The sequence below is a fragment of the Microcoleus sp. EPA2 genome (assembly GCA_020882975.1).
Classification (GTDB): domain Bacteria; phylum Cyanobacteriota; class Cyanobacteriia; order Cyanobacteriales; family Microcoleaceae; genus Microcoleus.
The window spans coordinates 76,364-98,317 of record JAHRFD010000021.1 but is presented as its reverse complement, the minus strand read 5'-3'; the positions used below and the strand labels follow the sequence as shown (position 1 = coordinate 98,317).

Below are 21,954 nucleotides of genomic sequence, written 5' to 3'. Positions count from 1 at the left end.
GTAAAATGTTGGCCATACTAAACAAAATCGGAGAAATTATTGCTCGCTGGTGGTCGGAGTTTACCCTCCAGACTCGCCTGATGGCCGGTGCTACCCTCGTAGTTTCCTTAATTATGAGTGGCCTGACATTCTGGGCTGTCAATACTATCCAACAAGATGCCAGACTTAATGATACCCGCTACGGTCGTGACCTGGGTCTGCTCTTATCCGCTAATGTGGCTCCCCTGATTGCGAAAAACGACCGCTCGGAGGTTGCCCGTTTTTCCCGTCAATTTTATAGCAGTACCTCTAGCGTCCGCTATATGCTCTACGCTGACGAAGCAGGGGATATTTTTCTGGGGATACCTTTCTCGGAATCGGAGGTGCAAACTTCCTTGACTTTGCGACGTCAGATTAAACTTCCTAATAGTTTTATCGCTGATATTGAGGCCAGAAATTTAACTTCTGTACCTTTGGTGCGACAACACTTGACTCCTGATGGAGAAGTTACTGATGTATTTGTTCCTCTAATTCATGAAGATAAATATTTGGGAGTTTTGGCGATCGGGATTAATCCCAATCCCGCTGCTGTCATTTCTTCCAATTTGACCAGAGATGTCACTTTAGCAGTATTTGTGACTATTTGGGTCATGGTAATTTTGGGAGCTGTATTTAATGCGCTGACGATTACTCAACCAATTAAACAATTAGTTTTGGGAGTCAAAAACATTGCTAGTGGCAACTTTAAGCAGCGAGTAGACTTACCTTTGGGTGGAGAATTGGGCGAGTTGATTGGTAGTTTTAATGAGATGGCTCAGAAACTGGAAAGTTATGAAGAACAAAATATTGAAGAACTAACAGCGGAAAAAGCTAAGCTAGAAACTTTGGTTTCAACGATTGCTGATGGTGCGCTTTTATTAGATGCCAATTTGCAGGTTATTTTAGTTAATCCGACGGGAAGGCGGATTTTTGGATGGGAAGGCAAAAATGCGATCGGAGTTAATGTCCTGCACATTTTGCCTGCGGAAGTGCAGCAGGAATTGGCGAGACCCCTTCACCAAATAGCTGGGGGCGATCGCGAAGGTGGCGAATTTCGGATCTCGATGAGGGAACCCATAAACCGCACCATTCGGATTGTCTTAACTACTGTAATTCTCCACAAAGCACCAGGCACAGAATCTCTCTGCAAAAGCTGTATCCGCGACGATGAAAATACCTGTAATGAAGCGGAACGGCCGGAGGTTGTGGAATGTACTTTCTACGAACAAACCTTGAAATATCAAGGTTCGGGGCAGTACCGGGAGAGTCTTAAAGGTATTGCGATGACCGTGCAGGACATCACGCGGGAAGTGGAACTAAATGAAGCTAAAAGTAATTTTATTAGCAATGTTTCTCACGAATTAAGAACGCCTTTGTTTAATATCAAATCTTTTATTGAAACTCTCTACGAATACGGAGAAGACCTTCAAGAAAGTGAGCGGCGGGAGTTTCTGGAAATTGCGAATCGAGAAACCGATCGACTAACTCGGTTAGTTAACGATGTGCTAGACTTATCGCGGCTGGAATCCTGTCGAGTTTATCAATTGGACGCAGTGGATTTGTCTCAAGCTGTGGAACAAACCCTACGCACTTATCAACTGAATGCAAAGGATAAAGGTATTGAACTGGAACAAGATGTTGACCCGAATTTGCCCTCGGCTTTAGGTCATTACGATTTGCTGCTACAAGTATTGGCAAATTTAGTGGGAAATGCTTTGAAATTTACTTCGGCTGGTGGTAGGGTTGCTATTCGAGCTTACCTGCTAGACGCTGAGACCCAAAAGCACAAAGATACTGCTTCTACACACCACAACCTATCATCGGAATCACACAATTTTCCGGCGGTGCGCATCGAAATTTCTGATACTGGGATTGGCATAGATCCCGAAGACCAACAGGCAATTTTCGAGCGGTTTTTTAGGGTAGAAAACAGGGTTCACACTTTAGAAGGAACTGGTTTAGGTCTTTCTATTGTGAGAAATATTATTGACAAGCACCATACTAAAATTAATTTAGTTAGCGAAGTTAATGTGGGTACGACTTTCTGGTTTGATTTGGCAGTTTATCAGCCGAAAAAAACCTTAGAAATTGAAAACTCTTGGCCGGTGGAAGCAAAGGTGGAGACTGAAACAATTTCGAGTCATGTTAATACTAACTGAAAAAATGGTGGCATCATCAGTGTTGATTATCCTTAGCTGTCGTATTTAAGCTCAATTTAACGGATAAAACTACATACCAGCACCAATAAGTACCAATTGCAAATAATCCCCCCTCTGTCAAATTAGTCATTAACATAAATGTTAATAAATACAAAGATAAAGCTGACTCTGGGAAACTTTCTTTAATCAGGTACTTTATTCCTCTAAATATATTATTAACAAATGAAAAGGTAAACAACAACAATCCGCTCCAACCCAGTTCGCAAAGTATATCAATAAAACCATTGTGAGAGTGGGGTGGTACAAAACCAGATTTAACGTCTACAATTCCGTAAGCTGGGTCTTCTAAGCCCCGCCAAGATTGCCAAAATCCTCCTGCTCCATAACCAAATATGGGACTATTTTGATTAACTCGATCGATAATTAAAGGCCAAAAGTTTGTCCGACCCGTTAAAGTCATATCTTTTTTCAAACCATCCACAACAATAGCCTCTAAATTATTTAACACCACAATACCAATACATATACTGCCCACCAAAAACAAGAGAAAGCAGAGAAAAGCCCATTTTACAGGTAATCTTTTTAAGACCGACAAATAAATCCAAAAACAGATTAATATCACGGTTAAAACCCTACTAGCACCGCTGCAACCTTTTAGCAATCCTACTAAAGCTATGAGAGTTATAAATAATGATAAATATCTATATTTTGGTTTTTTAAAAGCATATAATATCCATAAAGAAGCAGTATTAGCCATGTGAAAAGAAAACGGATTTTTATGGCTTAAAATTCCCGTCCAACAACCGTCTGAGGATGGATTGGTTTTCACTACTCCCCACAAAGCTACCAAACAAGTTAGCCATCTTAATAATCCATAAATTTCTGACCAACTATAGACTTTACCTACATACATTGAAACCAATGTTATTGCCCACATACAACCAATTAAACGACAAGCAAATTCCGGGGTTTGCGACCACAGCGGAGATAAAGTCATCAGTAACAAAAACAAACAGAAAAAAGGGTCTCCTAAAATCCATTGGATAACTATATTAACTATTTTTTTGGTGGTCTTGCTTAATCTGGGAAATAATAACAGAACCATGCCAGAATAAATAGCTATTTGACCGATAATAGTTGGAGCAGTTGTTTTTAAGTTCAAGAAAACGACGGGATGGAGTTTCTGAAAGAACGTGGGCGAGACTCCAGAGCTGCTAGTGATAGTAAAAAAAGTAGCCCGATACAAATCTTTTCTAAAGCGACGGCAAACTTGTGATGGCGAGCGACTAATATATAAATAGTCACAAAGGCGATCGCCACCAAGCAAAAAAGCATCAACGTAAAGAGTGGAACCCTTAAAATATCTTTCATGGTTTTACCTACTCCGTCAAATTTGTTAATACCTATGAAATGGCTAAACCTTCCGGCTTTACACGAGCTGCTGTTAATGCTTGTGTTTGCTTTTTCTTTCCCTCAAACCAACTTCGCTCAGTCCCCATCCCCCATCATAAGCACTAATACTGACTATTATCTAGGTGGTGGAGACAATATAAAAATTGATGTCTATGATGTACCCCAGCTTAGTGCGGAGTATCAAATTCCCGCTGGAGGAGCTATTCAAATGCCAATTATTGGTAGTATTTCCCTTCAAGGATTAACTTTAGAACAAGCAGCCCAAGTTATCACTAGAGCTTATAGCCGGATCGTCAAAAAACCTTTAGTTACCATCAGTTTACAAGCAGCTCGCCCGCTTAATATTTGGTTGTCTGGCGAAATAAGTCGTCCCGGCTCCTACTTATTACCTCTGGCTAACGGAGGTGGAACTAGACCATCAGTTCAGTTTCCCACGATCGCTCAAGCTTTAGAAAAAGCTGGGGGTATTCGAGCTAGCGCCGATATCCGCCGAGTAATTGTCCGACGGCGGCTCAAGGTCAATCAACAGATAACTATCACTTATAATCTGTGGGATAATTTACAAACTGGTCAAACAACCCAAGATATGACGTTGCGAGATGGAGATCAAATATTGGTTCCCGCTCTAGACAAAATTAACTTAGCAAACGATCTAGGACTGCTGTCTGGGTAGATAACATTAATACTGTTCTGGGACCAGCTAATAATGTTATTGGTGCAATTTTAGTTCCCACTAGATTGATAGAGTTTTTCAAAATTTTAGGAAATTAAAATTTAACTTATACTTTTTATGGACAAAAGATTTTTTTCTAGCTTAAAAAATGACATTAACCGTCAAGATTTGTTTGTCTCCTCCCCTAATTACTTAGCTAGTAGCTCAGAAGAGGATGACCAAGTGCTTGATATGAATTGGGTAATAGCTGTACTCAAGCGTCGTGTTTTGGTGATGGTTCTAGTATCTACAGCCCTAGCTACTTTGAGCGGTAGTTTTATTATCTGGAATGCGAAAAAAATCATTTCTGAATACCAAGGAAAATTTACCGTTTTAGTAGAACCGATTACGTCTGACGATCGGCTAGCAAAGCTCTTTGTCCAAGCTCAAGATAATAATTTGGGTATCGCAGAATTGAGCAAAGTCAAATCCTCTTCTCAAGAAAATTACTCCGTGGACTATGAAAGTTTAACGCGAGTTTTAAAAAGCCCTGAAGTGTTATCACCATTGTTTCAAAGATTGCAAACAAAATATCCCAGGTTTGACAATAAAAATCTTTTTAACAACTTGGATATCCAGCGGATTACTTATGTACAAGATGGCAAAGAGGTAGGTACTAAATTATTGGAAGTTACTTACCGAGATCGCAATTCAAGTCGTATCAAATATGTGCTAGAAGAAACTTTAAAATATTACATGGAATATATGCGCCAAGAGCGCTTGAAAATTAGCAGTAAAGGTGTTGATTTTATCGATAAACAAATTCCACAGTTGGAACAAAAAGTAGAGCGGTTACAAAAAGAATTACAAGCGTTAAGACTTAAGTATAATTTTAATCAACCAGATGTAAGTAGCCGCTTGCTATCTGATAGGATAAATAACCTAGCTAATCTTCGCATCGAAGTGGAAGCCCAATTAGCACAAAGTATGAGTCAATATGAAATCTACCAACAGCGCTCTGTAAAGGGTGATAATCGTTGGATTGTTGAGATTAGTCCTAAATCTTATGAAAGTTTAATGGGAAAAGTAAATGAAATAGAGTCGCAATTAGCTTTAAGCTCTACTCAATTTTATGAAAGTAGCCTTCCCATTCAATCTTTGCGGGAAAAGCAGCAAAGTTTGCGCGATTTAATGCAAAGTGAAGCCAAATCTGCTCTGTTTCAGATGAAAGCACAAATACAACAGTTGAAAGCTCGCGAAAGGGTGTTAGTTAACAGCCAAAAATCACTGCAAGCTCAAATAAATGAAATTCCTCAAGCTCAACGTCGCTATGAAGAGATAGAATTAGAATTAGAAATAGCTAAAAATAATCTCAAACTGTTTTTAGGCAAACAAAAAACTTTACAACTAGATGCAGGTCAAGTTGATAGCTCTTGGAAAGTTATAGCTAAACCAGAATTAGTCAGAAACGACAATGGTGCTCTATATACAGTAAAAGAAAAGCCAACCCGTCGCCACTTAGCGATCGCGATCGTTATTAGTAGTTTACTAGGTATTGCAGTAGGTTTTCTAGTAGAAGTTTTAAATACAGTTTTCCATACTCCCGAAGAAATTAGATCGGCAACTAAATCTCCTCTTTTGGGAGTAATTCCGATCGCCAAAGCAATGAAAATTAACTTGCGTAGAGGGAAAAGTGTTCCGGCTAAATTCACTAGCGTAAGTTCAACTCTTACAAGTCCCAATTCAAGACGAATAATAGCGTCTAATTACAAAGATTTTCCTTTAATAGAGGCATTTCACTACTTATATACAAATATTCACTTATTGAGTGCTGAAAATCCTATAACTTCTTTAACAATAACTTCGACGGTTAAAGGTGAGGGTAAGTCCACTGTAGCAGTTTATTTAGCTAAAACTTGTTCGGCTGTTGGTAAGCGAGTATTATTAGTGGATGCGAATATGCGTTATCCTCAACTGCACGGATACCTTGGCTTATCAAATATTAAAGGCTTAAGTAATACTTTGACTTCTGACTTAAGCTTAAATGAAGTCCTTCAGCGATTGCCCGACGATGAAAATCTTTTTGTCCTCACTGCTGGTAGTATTCCCCCAGATCCAATTAAATTACTTTCTTCCAAAAAAATGCACTATTTAATGGAACAATTTCTAGCCTTATTTGATTTGGTTATTTACGATACGCCACCTTTAGTTGGTTTAGCTGACGGTCATTTATTAGCTTCTCAAACTGATGGTACTGTGCTGATAATAAAAATAGAAAAAACCGATCGCGAGACGGTAAGCAAAGCATTAAATCAACTAAATGTAGTTGCTCTTAAAGTATTGGGAGTAGTAGCTAATGGAGTTAAAGGACTATAAAACCCACATTCCGCACCCCCAACTGGCACATAGGCGAATTGAGGGGGTAAAAATGAATCATCCGAAACAAAGATGAGTATAAATACTCAACTATCTCGGTCACTCAGCATTACCCAGTAGTCCATTCTGGAAAATTGACGTGAGGGAATGAGTCCTATCTGATATAAGTTAAAATTGCGATCGTCACAAACCAAGTTTATTACCTCACTGTTACCCGATTGCCTGACCAGAATGCGTTAATTGCGATCGCTCTTCTGTAACCAATCATCACCAAAAATAGTGTAAACTGGCGATCGCGATCGACGGTCAAATCAGGATAAAGCCGCCCATGCAGAAAACATCCCAGATTAAAGTAGAAAATCTAGGTCGCGAGCGGTATTTTGGCAGCGTCGATCTCCAAGAGATGCTGGTCCTAAATCGTTGTATCCCCACACTAATTTTATTACTAAAAAACGGGTTAACCCTATGAGGTTAACCCGCTAGCTTAGAAACGCGCAGATCAATTAGTTTTGAACTACCAGCTTAACGTTGGCGTTTTGCAAACCACGTTGCTTGACTGCTGCCAAGGTTTTGTTCACTGCGTACTTTTGGTTGATCGAGTTGATCAACTCGGTTTGATTGTGCTTTTTGGCAACGCCCCACAAGTCTGCAATCAAGTCGAAAGAACCGTCGCTATTGCGAGACCAACCCAAGTCATATTCGCCTTCGAGAGTTGCTACGATATCGGAGCGAACACGTTGGCCGTTATAGCCGCGAACATCAGCTTCTGACTTGACTGTGATACCCAAGTCGCGTAGGGAAGCTTTCAGGATTTCGGCATCGGTAATTTTGGTACGCAGAGTGCTAAAGTGAGACATTGGATTTCCTCCTAATAGAACTGAGAGAGAAACAACAACGGTCTGGACTTAACGGTGCCGCTGGGCGGCTCTTGAATCGAACTGCTAGCTGTGGCTAGCCTTTGCTCCTGTTTGGACCAGGAGAAAGCTTTTAGAATTCCATGCGCTGGTATTCAGCGACGGAAGACGCAGCGGGCCGTGCGCGCTGTCTCGCCCAATCTCGGAGGGCGCTGACCTGTTCGGTCATGGTTTTAGACAGTGGCAATGTGGATTTAATGGCCGCGATGATATCTAACTGCGTAAACTCTCTATCTTGAGCGAAGGCTTCGTACATGGCTGCTACTAGCCCTTGCTCAATCTCGGCGCCTGAAAAGCCATCGGAAACGTTGGACAGTTGCTCTAAATCGAAGCGAGAGATGTCCATGCGCCGCTTTGACAGGTGAATTTTGAATATATCTTGGCGTTCTTCTTTCGTTGGCAGGTCAACAAAGAACAGCTCGTCGAATCGCCCTTTCCTCAAGAATTCCCCCGGTAACCGCTCGATGCGGTTGGCTGTTGCCATGACGAAAACTGGGGAAGTTTTTTCTTGCATCCAAGTGAGGAAGGAACCGAAAATTCGGCTGGATGTGCCTCCGTCTGAGTCGGCCGAACCAGTGCCTCCTGCAAAGGCTTTGTCTAGTTCGTCAATGAAGAGGATGGCTGGAGAGATGGATTCTGCGGTTTTTAGGGCGTTACGGAGGTTAGCTTCCGATCGACCTACCATCGATCCGTCGTAGACTCTACCCATATCAAGACGCAGCAGAGGTAGTCCCCAGAGGCGGGATGTAGTCTTGGCAATCAGCGATTTTCCGCATCCTGGTACACCAAGAATCAGCATTCCTTTGGGTTGGGGCAAACCGTATTCTCTCGCTCTCTCGGTGAAAGCGTTGGAACGCTGCTTGAGCCACCGTTTGAGTTCTTCTAAGCCGCCGACTGCATCCAGGGTTTCGTCTTCTTCGATGAACTCTAGAATACCGTTGCGCCGAATTAGCTGCTTTTTCTCCGAAAGAACTATGTCTACTTCCTCTTCTGTCAAGCGCCCTTTGCAAACTTGGGCTTTGCGATAAACTTTTTCGGCTTCATCCTTGGTTAATCCCAAGGCTGCTTTCAACAGTTTTTCTCGCCCTTCTGTGGTAATGCGTCGCGATTTCGTTTGTTCCAACTGGCTAGACAATACTTGGTTTAGTTCCGCCATGTCTGGCAGGGCGAAGTCTAAGACTACCACTTCTTTTTCTAGCTCGATCGGAATTTGCTGCAAAGGAGACATCAGTATAATTGTCTTTTGTGTTCCTTTGAAGTTGGCGATCGCATCACGCAACAACCTAGTTACCGCCGCATCATCTTTAAAAGGATGGAGATCCTTGAATATGTAGATACTGGGGTTGCTGTTGGGTTCTCGCTGCCGGATCACCCATTCCAGGGCTGCCTGTGGCGAGAGCGTGTTTTGCTGGGCGTTTGTCCTGGGTTCACCGTACTTTAGCATACCCTGGGTTACAGTCCAGACAAAGACTTGCCGTTGTGGTTTGCCTTGAGCTATTGTCCAAATTGCTTGCTCACACCGCTCTTCCTCGGATGTCACGAGGTAGATCAGAGGATATTGAGCTTGGATTAGAATACTGATCTCTTCTTGCATATTCCTCGACCCACTAGAGACGGTGCTATCTTTGCTAAATTTCAATGCTGCCATTAGCTGAAAACTGACTATTTCAGTTCTAGCTGCTTGCGGAAGCAAGGCATTCTTAGCAGGGAACTAATTCTTCCTCTCCCGGTAGGGCTGTGCTGGCGCTGACGCCGGACACCTGCTTTACTGGAAGCTCCTGCTCAGCCAATACGCTTGGCTGACTTGTTAACGATGCCAGTTCTCCATCTCGCATTACTACTGAACCCGTGCATTCTGGACAAGTGTATACCCGATGGGTTTGTCCGTAGGAGGCTTCTACTTCGTCAACCAGTTCGGAGTTTCCTAGGTAAAAGACAATTGCCCTTTCTGCAATTGATGACATCGGTTCAGATTCTACTGCGGCTTTGATTTTGAGCTGGCGATGCAGTTCAGGTGGAAGATACAGTGTAACTTTTTGCTTTTCTTGCATAGGACTGTGAATTGACTTACCCGGGTATGTATATCAGAATAGCGACTCCTTTCTTGGCTGTCAAGACTCTATACAGTTTTAACGTCATCTTGTAATATTTCGTTACAATTCGACCGATCGACAACGGTAAATTAAGGACTGTAGCTGATGGGGCCGCGCGCAAGTGCAGCTATGTTCCAGAAGGATGGGCTAGTGATTCAGGTTTGATGATCGCAGAATTGGCGTAAATTGCCAACTGCGATCGATTTCGCAAATTCAACCGATTCAGCAGATGAGTGACATGGGTTTTCACGGTTCCCTCTGAAATAAACAACTGCTGGGCAATATCCCGGTTGGTTAAGCCTGTACCAATTAACTGCAACACCTCTTGTTCGCGAGGGGTTAATTGTGCCAGTGCAGGGAGTACCGAGGGTTGAGGGGTGGGTGCTGCACAGAATCCTGTGATTAGCTTGTCCATTAAACCAGGAGCCAGTTGAGTGTAACCCGATTGCACCAAGCGAATCGCCTGTGCCAACTCTTCCGATGGCATATCTTTCAATAAATAGCCTTTGGCACCTGCCCGCATGGCATCAACAATATATAGATCGTCATCAAAGGTAGTTAAAACCAAGACACTCGTGTTGGAAAATGACTGACAGATCAGGCGAGTTGCTTCTCTACCATCCATCACGGGCATTTTTAAATCCATTAATACAACATCGGGTTGGAGAGCTTCGACTTGCTCTAGGGCAGCTTTACCATTGTGGGCAATTCCAATCACTTCTAAATCTGATTCTAGGCTTAACATAGCCTTGAGTCCTTGGCAGATAAGCTGCTGATCGTCAACTAACAAAAGACGAATCATGGGAATATTCCTAAATCTCTCATCCCATGATAGTTCTTAATTACACAGACAAAGAAAAAACGCGGAAAGGGTTACATGAGTTTTACATTTTGTTACTTGACATCCTCCTCGCCGTAGAGGGGCGAGGATTCCTATTCAATGGTATCGTGCGTTCCCTCGGTTATTTGTGTTATTCCCGGACCACTCGAAGAATATTGATATTGAACCGCGAAGACGCGAAGGACACGAAGGAAGAGTTAAGAAGAAGTACATGATCGAATACCGGGAAGGGAGTAAATAGCGAAAATTGTTTGTGGCGACGCACCCTACTTTTACGACTCACTTTTTTTAGCGCCCAGAAGTGAGAATAGAGGGATTATTTATTTACACCTATTTAAGGGTACGCTAACATCAATTTTACATCCCGCTTCGGGTGATGTTTCCAGATGAAACTCTCCGTTGAGAGAAGCAATTCGCTCTTGCATCCCTCGCAATCCAAACCCGCCAGTACCGCTTTCCAATTGGAATCCCCGCCCGTTATCCTCAATACTCAAATGCACTCGATCGCGCGTTGTTTGCAATTGCAGGCGCACCTCGCTAGCTTCGGCATATTTGCAAATATTGGTCAACGCTTCTTGCACGATCCGATACAGCGTTTTGGTAACTTGAGGTGGTAATACAACTTCCACAGAAATGCTGCGGGTAACAGTAACGCCCGTACTCTGGCGAAAGTCTTCCATCAGCGAGACAATCCCCTGTTCCAAGGGTTCTTCTGCCTCTGCGTCTGCCCTCAGCGCATTTACCGATTGTCGAACTTCTTTCATCGCCACCTTACCGAGTCGCTGGGCTTGTTCCAAAAACGGTTGTGCCTCTATTGGGTCATGTTGCCAAAGTTTCATGGCGGTTTGCAGTTGAATGTTGAGCGAAGTCAAGGCGTGACCCAGCGAATCGTGAATCTCTCTAGCAATGCGATTCCGTTCCTGAACCGCTGCTAAATCTTCTATTTGCAGGGCATATTCCCGTAGCTGCGCGTGGGCTTGGGATAGTTGTTCCTGGGTTCTGCGTTCTGCTAGTAAGGTACTGACCAACTGCGACACGAAAAATAGCCCCAACGCAAACATCAACAATTCTGCCGTCTGGTGCATCCAAATTTGCTGTTGCTCGACATTAGGCAACATCAGGGGTGTCACCCTCTGAAGATACTGAACTTGATGAACCAGATACATCATGAGCGAAAGACCTGCCACAATCCATCGACCGGGCGCTTCAAATAAAAAACAACTGCGAATCAACACGATCAAATACAGTGTCGGTAGGATATGCAGATATCCCAAGGTAGTTCCGTAGAAGATCAGACCCATTTCGATCGCCGTATAGAGATAGCGAAACGAAATTTTGCCAGCAGGCAAAATCCATCCCATCAAGCCCAGGGATATCAGGATCAGAATGTGCTGTACGGGAAGACTTTGACGCTGCCACGCTTCGATCGCAGCCATCACTCCACAACTACCTAACATGATCCATTCGGTGTACAGCAAAAAGCGAAATGGTTGGGGTTGGGTTTTTAGTAGGGATGCGATCGCACTCATGGCAGGGGTCTCCAGTCTTGGTGTCTCTCAGTATTCCCAAAAAATAGTGCAAGTCAGACTGAATGTCTATAAAAATCAGCAATTTTCTAACTTTCGTTGATGCTACCCCTGGGAACTATGACTAAAGTTATAGCCGATCGGGAGAGGCAGCGCGAACATCGCACTCGGCAGTGATGGGCGATCGCGACTTTTGACAGATGAGGGGGCGATCGAGAATATCCATTTCGTTGATATCAAAATGCTTTCAGATCGAGACGTTTTTCAGATGTGTTGAGCTGAGTTGATTTCCTAAGATTGTGACATAGCAAACCAAAGCAAAAAGTTTTGATTTGCCTCACTAATTCACTTAATATCTACGAGCAACGAACATGGCTTTAATTACTGGAACCAACGGCAACGACAATCTGAACGGTACTACTGCTAGCGATACCCTGCGAGGATTGGACGGAAACGATAATCTGTTTGGTGGTTTTTTTGGTGACGATCTTCTGGATGGTGGCAACGGAAACGATACAGCAAGCTATCTGGGATTTGGTAATAATATCAATGCTTCTTTAGAGACGAACAAAGCAACTTTTTTCGGAGGTAGCGGAACTTTCATCGGTATTGAAAACTTAATTGGCGGTAACAATCAAGATGTCTTAACTGGCAACGGTTTTGACAATCTGATCGATGGTAGCTTCGGCAATGACGACATATCGGGCCGGGCAGGGAACGATCGCCTAATTGGTGGAGACGGATTCGATACTTTAAGGGGAGAATTAGGCAACGATAACCTGCGAGGTGGCAACGATACGGATTTGCTAGACGGTGGCGATGGGGCAGATTTCCTCGCTGGCGACAAGGGTAACGATACGATGATCGGCGGCAGTGGCGATGACAACTTTCAATGGGTGGATGGCGACGGCAGCGATCTGATTCAAGGCGGCAGCGGTAGCGATAATTTGTTATTTAACGGTTCGATCGGGCAAGGGGATAATATTAACCTCACCCAATCGGGATCGAATATTGTATTGCAGCGCACCAATCTCGTCCCCGTAACCTTAACAACCACAGGCATAGAAAGCTTCAATGCAATTAATGGTCTAGGTGGCGATGATGTTTTGACTGTCAGCAATCTAGGCGTGGCAAGCGGTGTCGGATTTATCCAATTCACGGGGGGAGAAGGCAACGATCGCCTGAATACGAATAATGTATCGCCAAACATCGATTCTAGTGGTGGTAACGGCAATGATGTTTTGAACGGCGGTAACGGCAACGACTCGCTATCGGGCGATCGAGGAAATGACGTTATTGTTGGGGGTAACGGGAACGATTTAATTAAAGGTGCCGAGAGTGGCAATCTGGGACGGGGTGAGATCGATGTGCTCATCGGCGGCGCAGGTCGAGATACTTTTGTGCTGGACAATTTCTATAATGATGGCAACATCATTGCAGATGGCGATGCGCTCAACTTTTTCAATGGCATTGATGGCACGGGAGATTTTGCTCGCATCATAGACTTCAGAATCGGTGACGATCTGATTCAACTGTCCGGGCCTCGCAATAGCTATGAGCTCAAACCCATCACCAATTCCCTGCGAGGAGGGAGTGTCGCTCAAGATATGGGAGTTTTCAAGAAAGGATTTTTACAGCCCCTTGAGTTGATTGCGATCGTTCAAGATGCACCCAGTGGGCTAAATATCAACGATACAACGCAATTCAGATTCAGCTAGTTTTCAGGCGATCGGGTGAATCAAATACGGTGTTGTGTGGCGCAAAAAACACGCAACACCGTTCTAATTTTGTCAATCTGTTTCATATCCAATTCGCAGCTAAAGGATATAGCAGTTAACCGTTATGATACTGGAATCAAGGGGAATAAGGCAATTTTAGATTTTAGGTTTGTAGCTAGAATATTAGAAAATCTATCAGCGTTTGCCGGTAAACCTCCGGCAATCCCGTGTCAAAACATCGCCCTTGCACCACATAACCAGCCATACCCTCAGACTGCCGCAATTTATCCAAACACGATGTCAACTGAAATTCGCCTTTTTCTCGAAAATTACCATCAATATGTTCTGCTAAATAATCAAATATTTTAGGCTCAAGAACGTACATCCCAAAAAATGATAAAAATAGACCGTCTGCCATTCCTTCTACGCGCAGATGTTGTCGCGCATACTCGATATCCGGCTTTTCAGAAAGTTGCGTCACCGATAAAATAGCATCTTGTTGCTGCCAAACTCCGGCCGCACAACCGTAGTGATGAATTACATCGGATGGTGTTACTCTCAAACCGATCGCACTTTGCTGCACTTGCGAGTAAATATCCAAGAGTTGGCGAGCACAAGAGCTTTCAGTTGCTGACGCATAAATGTGGTCGCCCAAAAGCAGCAGAAATGGCTCGTTGTTCGTCCATTCCCGCGCACAGAATACTGCGTGTCCGAATCCTTCCTGAATCTCTTGAGTTAGAACAGTAATTTTCTGACCTAAATCTTGTAAATATTTACTATAATCCCGATTGGGCTGAGATAATTTTTGAAAAAGTTCGGGAGACGGGGGAGCTTTAAAGAAATCTTCAAAAAAAGTTCTATCTTCCTTTTGGACAACTATTCCGACTTCTTCGATTCCCGCACTCAAAGCTTCTTCCACAATTGCCAAAATTATCGGTTTAGCGCGGCCGTCTCGATCGACTATTGGAAATAGTTCTTTTTTCACAGCCTTAGTTGCCGGAAACATCCGAGTGCCGAAACCGGCTGCTGGAATCACTGCTTTTCTGACTGTAGACTTACACCAATTTTCACTCATACTGGCAACTTTTTCTAGCTCTTTTTGTTCTCTTCTCAGTGCCCTCTGCGGGGAGCATCCCAATTTTGCAGGGGTTCTCGCATTCCGGCAGATAATTTATGAGTTTTAAGCAGAGACTTACTACCGTAATGATTCGCCCCTACGGATCTATTTGCAAAAATAGGATTATCCCCCTCTGCACCTCTGCGGTTTCTCGATCGAATTATATCTCAGATTGCGATTTAGTCTGAGAAGGAATAGTCATTTTCAGACATTCCATTTGGGGGAAATCCCGTTGAATAATATCGATAACTTGCTGTTGACTTTCATCATCTTTTACGATAAACTGAGCAGTGCCATCTCCTTGAGAACCGACTCCCTTGCCACCCAAAATATAAGGCTGAATCGGTTGATAGTTAAGGAGTTCGTGCAAAGCCGGAGCCGTTAACTGCGATCGACAAGCCGGTATTAAATGCCTATCAAATTCCCTCTGGGCAACTTTCATCAACTTGCCGATTTTGACCGCATCTCCCTCCTGCAAAGCTGACGCTACCTCTTGTGTAATTTTAGCACTAATTTCTCCGAGATATTTCTGCACATTTTCTTGGACTTCATTCATTGCAAACGGATAAGCCTGATTTAGGCTAGACAATATTTCTTGAGTGTTTTTGCTTGCGCCCAAATCTACTATTACAAAAAACAAATCTTTGGGTAGTTTTAACTCAACAACATCCATGTGCGTGCCGTCAAAAATCATCATAATCGATCGATTTCCGTAAGCGCAACCCTGATCCATGCGGCCGCAGCGCGAAGGTGTTGCAGTTTCGCCTAAATAAGCCATTTCCATTTCGTCGCGCACGTTCATTTTTAGATCGTACAAACGATTAAAAGCGCGGGCGACTAACACGCAAATTGCAGCACTGGAGGACAAACCTTTTTTAATTGGCAAATCTGTTAAATAATTGTCTATTTCTAGTCCTCCGACGCGGTAGTGTGTGAGAAATTGACCAGCAACACCGGCCACATAACTGAAAAAGCTGCCTGTTTCGGCTTCTGCAAGCAAAGCAGTTTTATCCATCGGGAATGCAGCTTCACTTTTGGTGCCGTTGTTCAAAGAAGCGCGAAAAATTAAATGTGTGGGATGTGGCTGAACTTCAGCATAAATTCCTCGATCGATACAGGCAATCAGAGTGTAGCCTTTTTCTATAGCGGGATTGATCTGGCGATAACCAGCCGCCCAATCGCTGTGTTCGCCAAACAGGCAAAGCCGACCCGGAACAAAAAGTTGCATCTATCCAAAGGTATCTATATTGGGATTACTTTAACCTGAAATGTTGTAATTTTACCAAATTCGATCGTCCTCTGGAGTGATGTATTGACGGTGGTAATTTGTTCTAATAGATGAAAACCTAGAGTTGAAGGAAGAAGTTGCCATGCGCAAGTTAAATATAGGTCTATCCGAAGAGCAACGTGCAGGCGTTATCGAATTGTTGAATCACGACCTGTCCGATGCTTATCTGCTGCTAATCAAAACTAAGAAGTACCACTGGGATGTAGTTGGCCCACAGTTTAGATCGCTCCATCAATTGTGGGAAGAACACTACCAAGCATTAACTGAGAATATCGATGCTTTGGCAGAACGGGTGCGTGCTTTAGGTGGGTATCCGATTGGTACTGCTGAGGGTTTTCTCAAATATGCTTCGATTAAAGAACACATCGGCGATTTACCTTTAGCTACCGAAATGGTATCGCGTTTAGTGGATGACCACGAGTTGGTAATTCGCAATCTCCGCAAACACGTCGAACAGTGCGCTGAAGAGTTTCATGATGATGGAACGGCAGACTTTTTGACTGGTTTGATGGAACAGCATGAACAAATGGCTTGGATGTTGCGGTCCTTTATTGAAGGGGAATCTATTTCGCCCGATGGTAAGCAGCCAAAAGCTCAAACTCCTACAGCTTCTCACGCTTAAAAATTTAGAAGTAAAATTCAGGAATCAGGAAAATATATTTTCCTTTGTTTAACCTGATTCTATAGATGGCATCAAAGACCAGGTTTTTTTATAAAATCTGGTGTTTTGATGTTTGTTTATTTGCCTAGTCTATTTACTAAGATGTTGAATCTGATTCTTTCGTATACCTGAGATGGGAGCATTTTATGAATCATGGTTCGGCGGTTGACAGTGGCAATTTTTGTGCCTTCACTTGAGGGCAATTGTTGTTTAATCTCTAACCCAGATTGAGTAAATGGTGTAACTATAATTCTTAAGATACTTTCCATAGACAAAATATAGAAATTGTGACGCAAAAGAGTCATAAATAAATCTTCTTTAAGGGCTTGATATAGCCAAAATAATGTACTCAAGTGATTACCGTTACGGTTGCTTTTTACTGCTAAGTTGTACATATAAAAACTGCTGTTTGACCAGCGATAAATTTTGGCAGGGATTTCAGGATGCTGCTCCCGCACATCTGCCATAATTAGAGAGTGAGATTTTGCCATTGCTGCATAGTTACAAGACATACTGCTGGAAATTTGTCGGTAGCCAACTAAAAATTCTGGTACTACTTTAAATTGATAATGTTCGGCGATGCGGAGAAAAAGTTCCAAGTCTTCGCAGCCTTGGGCATTTTTGGCTTTCAATTGGCTATTGTAACCGCCGACTTTCTCGAAACAAATCCGGCGGATCAGACATGAACTCGCATTACCCATAAAATATTTATAAACTAAAGCTGTGTAAACTTCTCCTTCTACCATAGAGTTGTAAAATCCACCTGTGAGTAAGTCTTGTTCGTTGATATCAAGGGACCAGGAATAGACCACTCCTACGGATGGCTCTGATTTCATTAAGCAGTCTAATTGTTTTTCTAGGTTTTGAGGATACCAAATATCGTCGGCATCGATGGGAGCAATATATTCGCCTCTAGATTTTTCAATGGCGAGGTTGCGCGCGGTGGCTACGCCTGCATTTGATTGTTCCAATAAGATAACTCGCTTATCTTTTTGAGCAAAAGATGTGATTATGTCTGCGGTGGTGTCTGTAGAACCATCGTTAACAACTAATATTTCTAGGTTTTGATAAGTTTGAGATGATACAGATAAGAGTGTTTTGGCAATAAAATTTTCAGCGTTGTAAGCAGGTATGATGACGGAAATTAAAGGCAAATCTAAATCGTTGTGGGAAATGTTCATATATGGTCTAAACTGGTTTTGGTAAAATTGTGGATCGAAAAGGCTGAGCTAATGGTATGTTAGGAAAGGACTACAGGTCGATCGTACAGTGTCGAAAAGCATCTCAAGTATATGTGCTTCTTTATACCTCGAAAGGAGTTCGCCATCGCAATTTGGTGTCTGTCAACACAGTCACAGAAGAGGGTGGAGCGTGCTTGTCATCAGCTTTACACAAATCCATGGTATTTTTAAAGATTTTGTAAAGCTGTTGCTTTTATACTACCAGTGTGCGCCAAATCCGGCGTAAAATACGGGTAGAAATTGGGGAAAAAGCAGCGACAGACCCCAGAAAAAAATGCCGTTGAATAGAAACAAAGATCGGGTTGTTGAGTAAAAAGTAGAGCTAGTACCTAGCTAGCGATTAAATAGACAAGCTGCCTTTATCCTGTGTAAAGTAGCATCTGTAAAATTAACCGAAGTTTTTGCTAGGAAAATTAAAGAAATTAAGTGATGAGTTATACTTCTGAACCAACTGTATCCGTGATTATCCCAGTCCACAACGGGGGCGCTTACTTCCGCACCTGTTTGTCAAAACTGGATCGAGCTGTACCGAGACCGATGGAGATTATTGTAGTAGCAGATGGGGACAGCGATGGTTCCTGGCGTTTGGCAAAGGAATTTGGTGCTAAATTAATCAGAATTCCAGAATCCGGCGGACCTGCGCGGGCAAGGAATTTGGGTGCTCAGGCTGCGAAGGGAGATATTCTGTTTTTCGTGGATGCTGATGTGGCTGTTTGTCCAGAAGCTATAGGCTACGCGATTTCCCTGTTCAAAAATAACCCTTATTTAGCTGCGGCAATTGGTTCTTACGACGATGCTCCTGGAGATCCAGGTTTTTTGTCGCAATATAGAAATCTGATGCACCACTACGTCCACCAAACAGGTAATGAAGAAGCTTCGACTTTTTGGGGTGCTTGTGGATTGATCCGCCGGGAAATTTTTTTGCAGATGGGTGGCTTTAATGAAAGTTATCGCCGACCTTCGATCGAAGATATTGAACTAGGCTACCGTTTGAAACAAGCAGGTTACAAAATTAGGTTATGTAAAACATTACAGGTGAAACACTTAAAACGGTGGGAACCTATTTCGTTACTCAGAGCTGATTTTTTCTACCGAGCATTGCCTTGGACAGAGTTGATTTGGCGCGATCGCAAATTGAACAATGACCTCAACTTGCAAGTTTCCAGCCGCGTCAGCATAGTTTTAACTTATGCCATGCTACTCTCATTTTTGGGTACTTGGTGGTCCCTGGGTGCTTTGATATTGGCTAGCTTGCTGGCTGTACCGCTGGTAGTAATTAATGCTCCGCTTTACGCCTTTTTTTGGCGGAAACATGGTATGATATTCGCGATCAAAACAATTCCTTGGCACTGGCTTTACTACTTTTACAGCGGACTAGGCTTTGCGGTTGGCACTGCCCGCCATGTGTTGTCCCAAAAAAAGCCCTTGACTGTCAAGCTTAGCTTGTCAGTATCTGCTCAACCGCTCAAGACCAACTGAAGAAGCTAAATGTTTCAATCGATCGAGCAGGTCTCAGGGTATTCACGGGTGCATCTACTAAGTTCACAAGTTATAACAGCATTACATAGTCATATAAAAAACTAGAGGTAGGCAAGTGTGAAACATTATCCTGTTGCGATCGTCGGTGCCGGACCTGCCGGTTTGACCGCAGCCTACGAGCTAGTCAAGCAAGGTATCATCCCTGTGGTATTAGAGAAAGGTGATAAAGTTGGGGGAATAGCTCGCACTGAAACCTACAAAGGCTATCGTTTCGACATTGGTGGCCACCGCTTTTATACTAAAGTTGCTGCCGTGCAGCAGTTGTGGCAAGAGGTACTCGGAAATGATTTTATCAAAGTGCCACGATTGTCGAGAATTTATTATCGAGGTCGTTTTTTTGATTATCCGATAAGTGCCTTCAATACTCTATTTAATTTGGGCATATTTGAAAGTATGCTCATTTTGTTGAGCTATCTGAAAGTGAGAATTCAGCCACTTCCTGAAGAAAAAACTTTTGAACAGTGGGTGATAAATCGTTTTGGAGAACGACTATACAAAACATTCTTCAAAACTTACACTGAAAAAGTTTGGGGCATTCCGTGTTCGGAAATTCAAGCAGATTGGGCTGCACAGCGAATTAAAGGATTGTCCTTGAAGACAGCAATTATTAATGCTTTGTTTGGTAGCAATGATACTAAAACTTTAATTAAAGAGTTTGATTATCCGGCTTTGGGGCCGGGGATGATGTGGGAAAAGTTCGCGGAAGCTGTGGAAAGTAAAGAGGGCAAAGTTTACCTGGATACTAATGTCATTAGCTGGCAGCGTGAAGGAAATAAAATTAAAAGTATTACTGCTGAACATAATGGCGAATTAGTGCAATTTTCGGCGGATAATTTTGTGACGAGTATGCCGATATCGGCGCTAGTAGCAAGAATGGAGCCGCCCCCGCCACCAGAGGTTTTGCACGCGGCGCGATCGCTCAAATATCGAGATTTTTTGATTGTATCGCTGATTGTCGATCGCAAAAATTTGTTTCCCGACAACTGGATTTATATTCACTCTCCCGAAGTTAAGGTGGGACGAATTCAAAATTTCAAGAATTGGAGTGCTGCTTTAGTTCCAGACGCTAACAAAAGTTGTTTGGGAATGGAATATTTCTGTAGCGTAGGTGACGAGATTTGGGAAATGTCGGACGCGGAACTTGTGGAATTAGCAAGTCGCGAGTTGGTTGGTTTGGGTTTAGCAAAATCTGCGGATGTTGAGGATGGAGTTGTGATACGGCAACTCAAAGCTTATCCAGTTTATGATGGCGAATATCGGGGACACTTGCAGGTTCTGGAAGGTTTTTTGAAGGGAATTGAGAATTTGCAGACGATCGGGCGTAATGGTATGCACCGATACAACAATCAAGACCATTCTATGCTAACGGGGATATTGGCGGTGAGAAATATTCTGGGGGAAAAGCACGATTTGTGGGATGTGAATACTGAACGCTCGTACTATGAAGATTTTTCAGTCGATCGATCTAAGGAAAAAAAGGATTCGGATTTGATTTCGCAGTCTAATTACTAGAAACGCAAATATAGGAGTATATTGGAGTCAGTCAATATATTAGTTTCATTCCATCTGTCTATCCCAGAACATTCAACTTTAACCCTCAGTACGATGCTGGAATGTGGAAAGAGGATGATGGTTTTTCCATGGTTCTCAAGATATTGGTAGGCGATTCATGGAATCCGATGTACTCCAACTACTGGTTACTCTAGTTGAGATTTGGCAATGGTGGCAATGAGGCGATCGCGCATCTTTTGTGTATGGGCGATCGCTCAACTATCATCACCCAAACATAATCTAAACTTGTGCTCGCTATCAAACAGCGGATCGCGATTCAGCAGCCCATGCAGATTGAAGAATTAGGCGGTGATGGATGTGATGTTTAACTATTTTGAATTGTGGGAGACAGGGCTATATTTTGTGCTTGTGTCTGCATGAATTCAATATCCGATCGCGACCAAGTGCGTGGCCCGCTGCACTGATGAGCAATTAACAGTCCCCAAAGCCCCTTCGCCGTTAAAATTGGCACTGCTAAATTAGCGCGCACCTTCATACTACGCAGAAAATCTCGGTGACATTCGTGAATTGGTTCTAGTTCAATATCTGTAATTGCTCTGACTCTACCCCCTTGGTACAAAGCAGCATATTCGCCGTTAAAACATTCGTCAGGCCCGGTGGAACCTAAAATTGACAGTTCGATCGCACTTAACATCTCGCAGGTAACTTGACCATGCCACTGTCTGTAAAAATAGTAGAGTACGGCGCGATCGCTTTGTAAGACTTCTCGAATTTCGTATAGGGATTTTTCAACTAATACATCGCGCTTGAGACGAACTCTCAAGCTATCAACAATTTTTTGCAGGCGATCGACAGACATGGTATCAATGGTGTAGATAGGTACAAT

Annotated in this window: 17 protein-coding genes; 7 read left to right on the top strand and 10 right to left on the bottom strand. The window is 43.0% G+C overall.

All coding sequences use genetic code 11. From position 1 onward, the window contains the following. The first annotated feature begins 5 nt into the window (after nt 1-5). Entirely contained in the window at nt 6-2,177 is a 2,172-nt protein-coding gene (locus tag AAFP14_RS18230) for an ATP-binding protein (RefSeq protein ID WP_341733647.1), read from the top strand. A 16-nt stretch (nt 2,178-2,193) separates the two neighbouring features. On the opposite strand, the gene AAFP14_RS18225 is transcribed toward AAFP14_RS18230, so the two are convergent. Then, nucleotides 2,194-3,339, bottom strand: coding sequence for an O-antigen ligase family protein (locus AAFP14_RS18225; RefSeq protein WP_341733646.1), 1,146 nt, complete (start codon nt 3,337-3,339; stop codon nt 2,194-2,196). 243 nt (nt 3,340-3,582) lie between these two features. Between AAFP14_RS18225 and AAFP14_RS18220 the strand changes: the two genes are divergently transcribed. Both AAFP14_RS18220 and AAFP14_RS18215 read left to right on the top strand, forming a co-directional pair. Continuing rightward, entirely contained in the window at nt 3,583-4,263 is a 681-nt protein-coding gene (locus AAFP14_RS18220) for a polysaccharide biosynthesis/export family protein (protein ID WP_341733645.1), read from the top strand. A gap of 117 nt (nt 4,264-4,380) precedes the next feature. Then, entirely contained in the window at nt 4,381-6,618 is a 2,238-nt protein-coding gene (locus tag AAFP14_RS18215; RefSeq protein WP_341733644.1) for a GumC family protein, read from the top strand. A 503-nt stretch (nt 6,619-7,121) separates the two neighbouring features. Here AAFP14_RS18215 and AAFP14_RS18210 read toward each other — a convergent pair. The 5 genes from AAFP14_RS18210 to AAFP14_RS18190 all read right to left on the bottom strand — a co-directional run bounded on the left by AAFP14_RS18210 (nt 7,122) and on the right by AAFP14_RS18190 (nt 11,995). Beyond that, complete coding sequence (locus AAFP14_RS18210) at nt 7,122-7,475, bottom strand: DUF1257 domain-containing protein (RefSeq protein WP_341733643.1); 354 nt, start codon at nt 7,473-7,475, stop codon at nt 7,122-7,124. Between the two features lie 130 nt (nt 7,476-7,605). Then, nucleotides 7,606-9,126, bottom strand: a complete 1,521-nt coding sequence (gene ycf46 / locus AAFP14_RS18205) for a stress-responsive protein Ycf46 (RefSeq protein WP_341733661.1) — start codon at nt 9,124-9,126, stop codon at nt 7,606-7,608. A 106-nt stretch (nt 9,127-9,232) separates the two neighbouring features. Continuing rightward, the gene (locus AAFP14_RS18200) at nt 9,233-9,583 is read right to left on the bottom strand and encodes a slr0373 family blue light stress response protein (RefSeq protein WP_341733642.1); all 351 of its coding nucleotides are present in this window, start codon (nt 9,581-9,583) and stop codon (nt 9,233-9,235) included. Between the two features lie 169 nt (nt 9,584-9,752). Beyond that, a complete protein-coding gene (locus tag AAFP14_RS18195; RefSeq protein WP_341733641.1) occupies nt 9,753-10,427 on the bottom strand; it encodes a response regulator transcription factor in 675 nt (224 codons plus the stop codon). Nucleotides 10,428-10,786: 359 nt separating this feature from the next. After that, complete coding sequence (locus AAFP14_RS18190; protein ID WP_341733640.1) at nt 10,787-11,995, bottom strand: sensor histidine kinase; 1,209 nt, start codon at nt 11,993-11,995, stop codon at nt 10,787-10,789. Nucleotides 11,996-12,363: 368 nt separating this feature from the next. Between AAFP14_RS18190 and AAFP14_RS18185 the strand changes: the two genes are divergently transcribed. After that, nucleotides 12,364-13,710: a calcium-binding protein gene (locus AAFP14_RS18185; protein ID WP_341733639.1), complete on the top strand. Its 1,347-nt coding sequence runs from the start codon at nt 12,364-12,366 to the stop codon at nt 13,708-13,710. Nucleotides 13,711-13,885: 175 nt separating this feature from the next. Here AAFP14_RS18185 and AAFP14_RS18180 read toward each other — a convergent pair whose 3' ends face one another. Both AAFP14_RS18180 and AAFP14_RS18175 read right to left on the bottom strand, forming a co-directional pair. After that, nucleotides 13,886-14,785 carry a UTP--glucose-1-phosphate uridylyltransferase gene (locus tag AAFP14_RS18180; protein ID WP_341733638.1) on the bottom strand — a complete coding sequence of 300 codons (900 nt, stop codon included), beginning with the start codon at nt 14,783-14,785 and terminating at the stop codon, nt 13,886-13,888. Nucleotides 14,786-14,987: 202 nt separating this feature from the next. Continuing rightward, nucleotides 14,988-16,055: a mevalonate kinase family protein gene (locus AAFP14_RS18175; RefSeq protein WP_341733637.1), complete on the bottom strand. Its 1,068-nt coding sequence runs from the start codon at nt 16,053-16,055 to the stop codon at nt 14,988-14,990. 142 nt (nt 16,056-16,197) lie between these two features. Here AAFP14_RS18175 and AAFP14_RS18170 point away from each other — a divergent pair, with 142 nt between their 5' ends. Next, complete coding sequence (locus tag AAFP14_RS18170; protein WP_341733636.1) at nt 16,198-16,737, top strand: Dps family protein; 540 nt, start codon at nt 16,198-16,200, stop codon at nt 16,735-16,737. Nucleotides 16,738-16,853: 116 nt separating this feature from the next. Here the strand turns inward: AAFP14_RS18170 and AAFP14_RS18165 are convergent, their stop codons facing one another. Beyond that, the gene (locus AAFP14_RS18165; RefSeq protein WP_341733635.1) at nt 16,854-17,957 is read right to left on the bottom strand and encodes a glycosyltransferase family 2 protein; all 1,104 of its coding nucleotides are present in this window, start codon (nt 17,955-17,957) and stop codon (nt 16,854-16,856) included. A 489-nt stretch (nt 17,958-18,446) separates the two neighbouring features. Here AAFP14_RS18165 and AAFP14_RS18160 point away from each other — a divergent pair, with 489 nt between their 5' ends. Together AAFP14_RS18160 and AAFP14_RS18155 are read left to right on the top strand one after the other, a co-directional pair. Then, nucleotides 18,447-19,496 carry a glycosyltransferase family 2 protein gene (locus AAFP14_RS18160; RefSeq protein ID WP_341733634.1) on the top strand — a complete coding sequence of 350 codons (1,050 nt, stop codon included), beginning with the start codon at nt 18,447-18,449 and terminating at the stop codon, nt 19,494-19,496. A gap of 117 nt (nt 19,497-19,613) precedes the next feature. Beyond that, complete coding sequence (locus tag AAFP14_RS18155; protein WP_341733633.1) at nt 19,614-21,068, top strand: NAD(P)/FAD-dependent oxidoreductase; 1,455 nt, start codon at nt 19,614-19,616, stop codon at nt 21,066-21,068. Between the two features lie 364 nt (nt 21,069-21,432). On the opposite strand, the gene AAFP14_RS18150 is transcribed toward AAFP14_RS18155, so the two are convergent. After that, nucleotides 21,433-21,927, bottom strand: coding sequence for a GAF domain-containing protein (locus AAFP14_RS18150; protein ID WP_341733632.1), 495 nt, complete (start codon nt 21,925-21,927; stop codon nt 21,433-21,435). Nucleotides 21,928-21,954 lie beyond the last annotated feature (27 nt).

What these genes read in the sequence shown, in the direction of transcription:
- AAFP14_RS18220 (WP_341733645.1), top strand. Translation starts at nt 3,583, where the DNA reads ATGAAATGGCTAAACCTTCCGGCTTTACACGAGCTGCTGTTAATGCTT.
- AAFP14_RS18165 (WP_341733635.1), bottom strand. Translation starts at nt 17,957, where the DNA reads ATGAACATTTCCCACAACGATTTAGATTTGCCTTTAATTTCCGTCATC.
- AAFP14_RS18180 (WP_341733638.1), bottom strand. Translation starts at nt 14,785, where the DNA reads ATGAGTGAAAATTGGTGTAAGTCTACAGTCAGAAAAGCAGTGATTCCA.
- AAFP14_RS18160 (WP_341733634.1), top strand. Translation starts at nt 18,447, where the DNA reads ATGAGTTATACTTCTGAACCAACTGTATCCGTGATTATCCCAGTCCAC.
- AAFP14_RS18190 (WP_341733640.1), bottom strand. Translation starts at nt 11,995, where the DNA reads ATGAGTGCGATCGCATCCCTACTAAAAACCCAACCCCAACCATTTCGC.
- ycf46 (WP_341733661.1), bottom strand. Translation starts at nt 9,126, where the DNA reads ATGCAAGAAGAGATCAGTATTCTAATCCAAGCTCAATATCCTCTGATC.
- AAFP14_RS18150 (WP_341733632.1), bottom strand. Translation starts at nt 21,927, where the DNA reads ATGTCTGTCGATCGCCTGCAAAAAATTGTTGATAGCTTGAGAGTTCGT.
- AAFP14_RS18230 (WP_341733647.1), top strand. Translation starts at nt 6, where the DNA reads ATGTTGGCCATACTAAACAAAATCGGAGAAATTATTGCTCGCTGGTGG.
- AAFP14_RS18200 (WP_341733642.1), bottom strand. Translation starts at nt 9,583, where the DNA reads ATGCAAGAAAAGCAAAAAGTTACACTGTATCTTCCACCTGAACTGCAT.
- AAFP14_RS18175 (WP_341733637.1), bottom strand. Translation starts at nt 16,055, where the DNA reads ATGCAACTTTTTGTTCCGGGTCGGCTTTGCCTGTTTGGCGAACACAGC.
- AAFP14_RS18210 (WP_341733643.1), bottom strand. Translation starts at nt 7,475, where the DNA reads ATGTCTCACTTTAGCACTCTGCGTACCAAAATTACCGATGCCGAAATC.
- AAFP14_RS18185 (WP_341733639.1), top strand. Translation starts at nt 12,364, where the DNA reads ATGGCTTTAATTACTGGAACCAACGGCAACGACAATCTGAACGGTACT.
- AAFP14_RS18215 (WP_341733644.1), top strand. Translation starts at nt 4,381, where the DNA reads ATGGACAAAAGATTTTTTTCTAGCTTAAAAAATGACATTAACCGTCAA.
- AAFP14_RS18195 (WP_341733641.1), bottom strand. Translation starts at nt 10,427, where the DNA reads ATGATTCGTCTTTTGTTAGTTGACGATCAGCAGCTTATCTGCCAAGGA.
- AAFP14_RS18170 (WP_341733636.1), top strand. Translation starts at nt 16,198, where the DNA reads ATGCGCAAGTTAAATATAGGTCTATCCGAAGAGCAACGTGCAGGCGTT.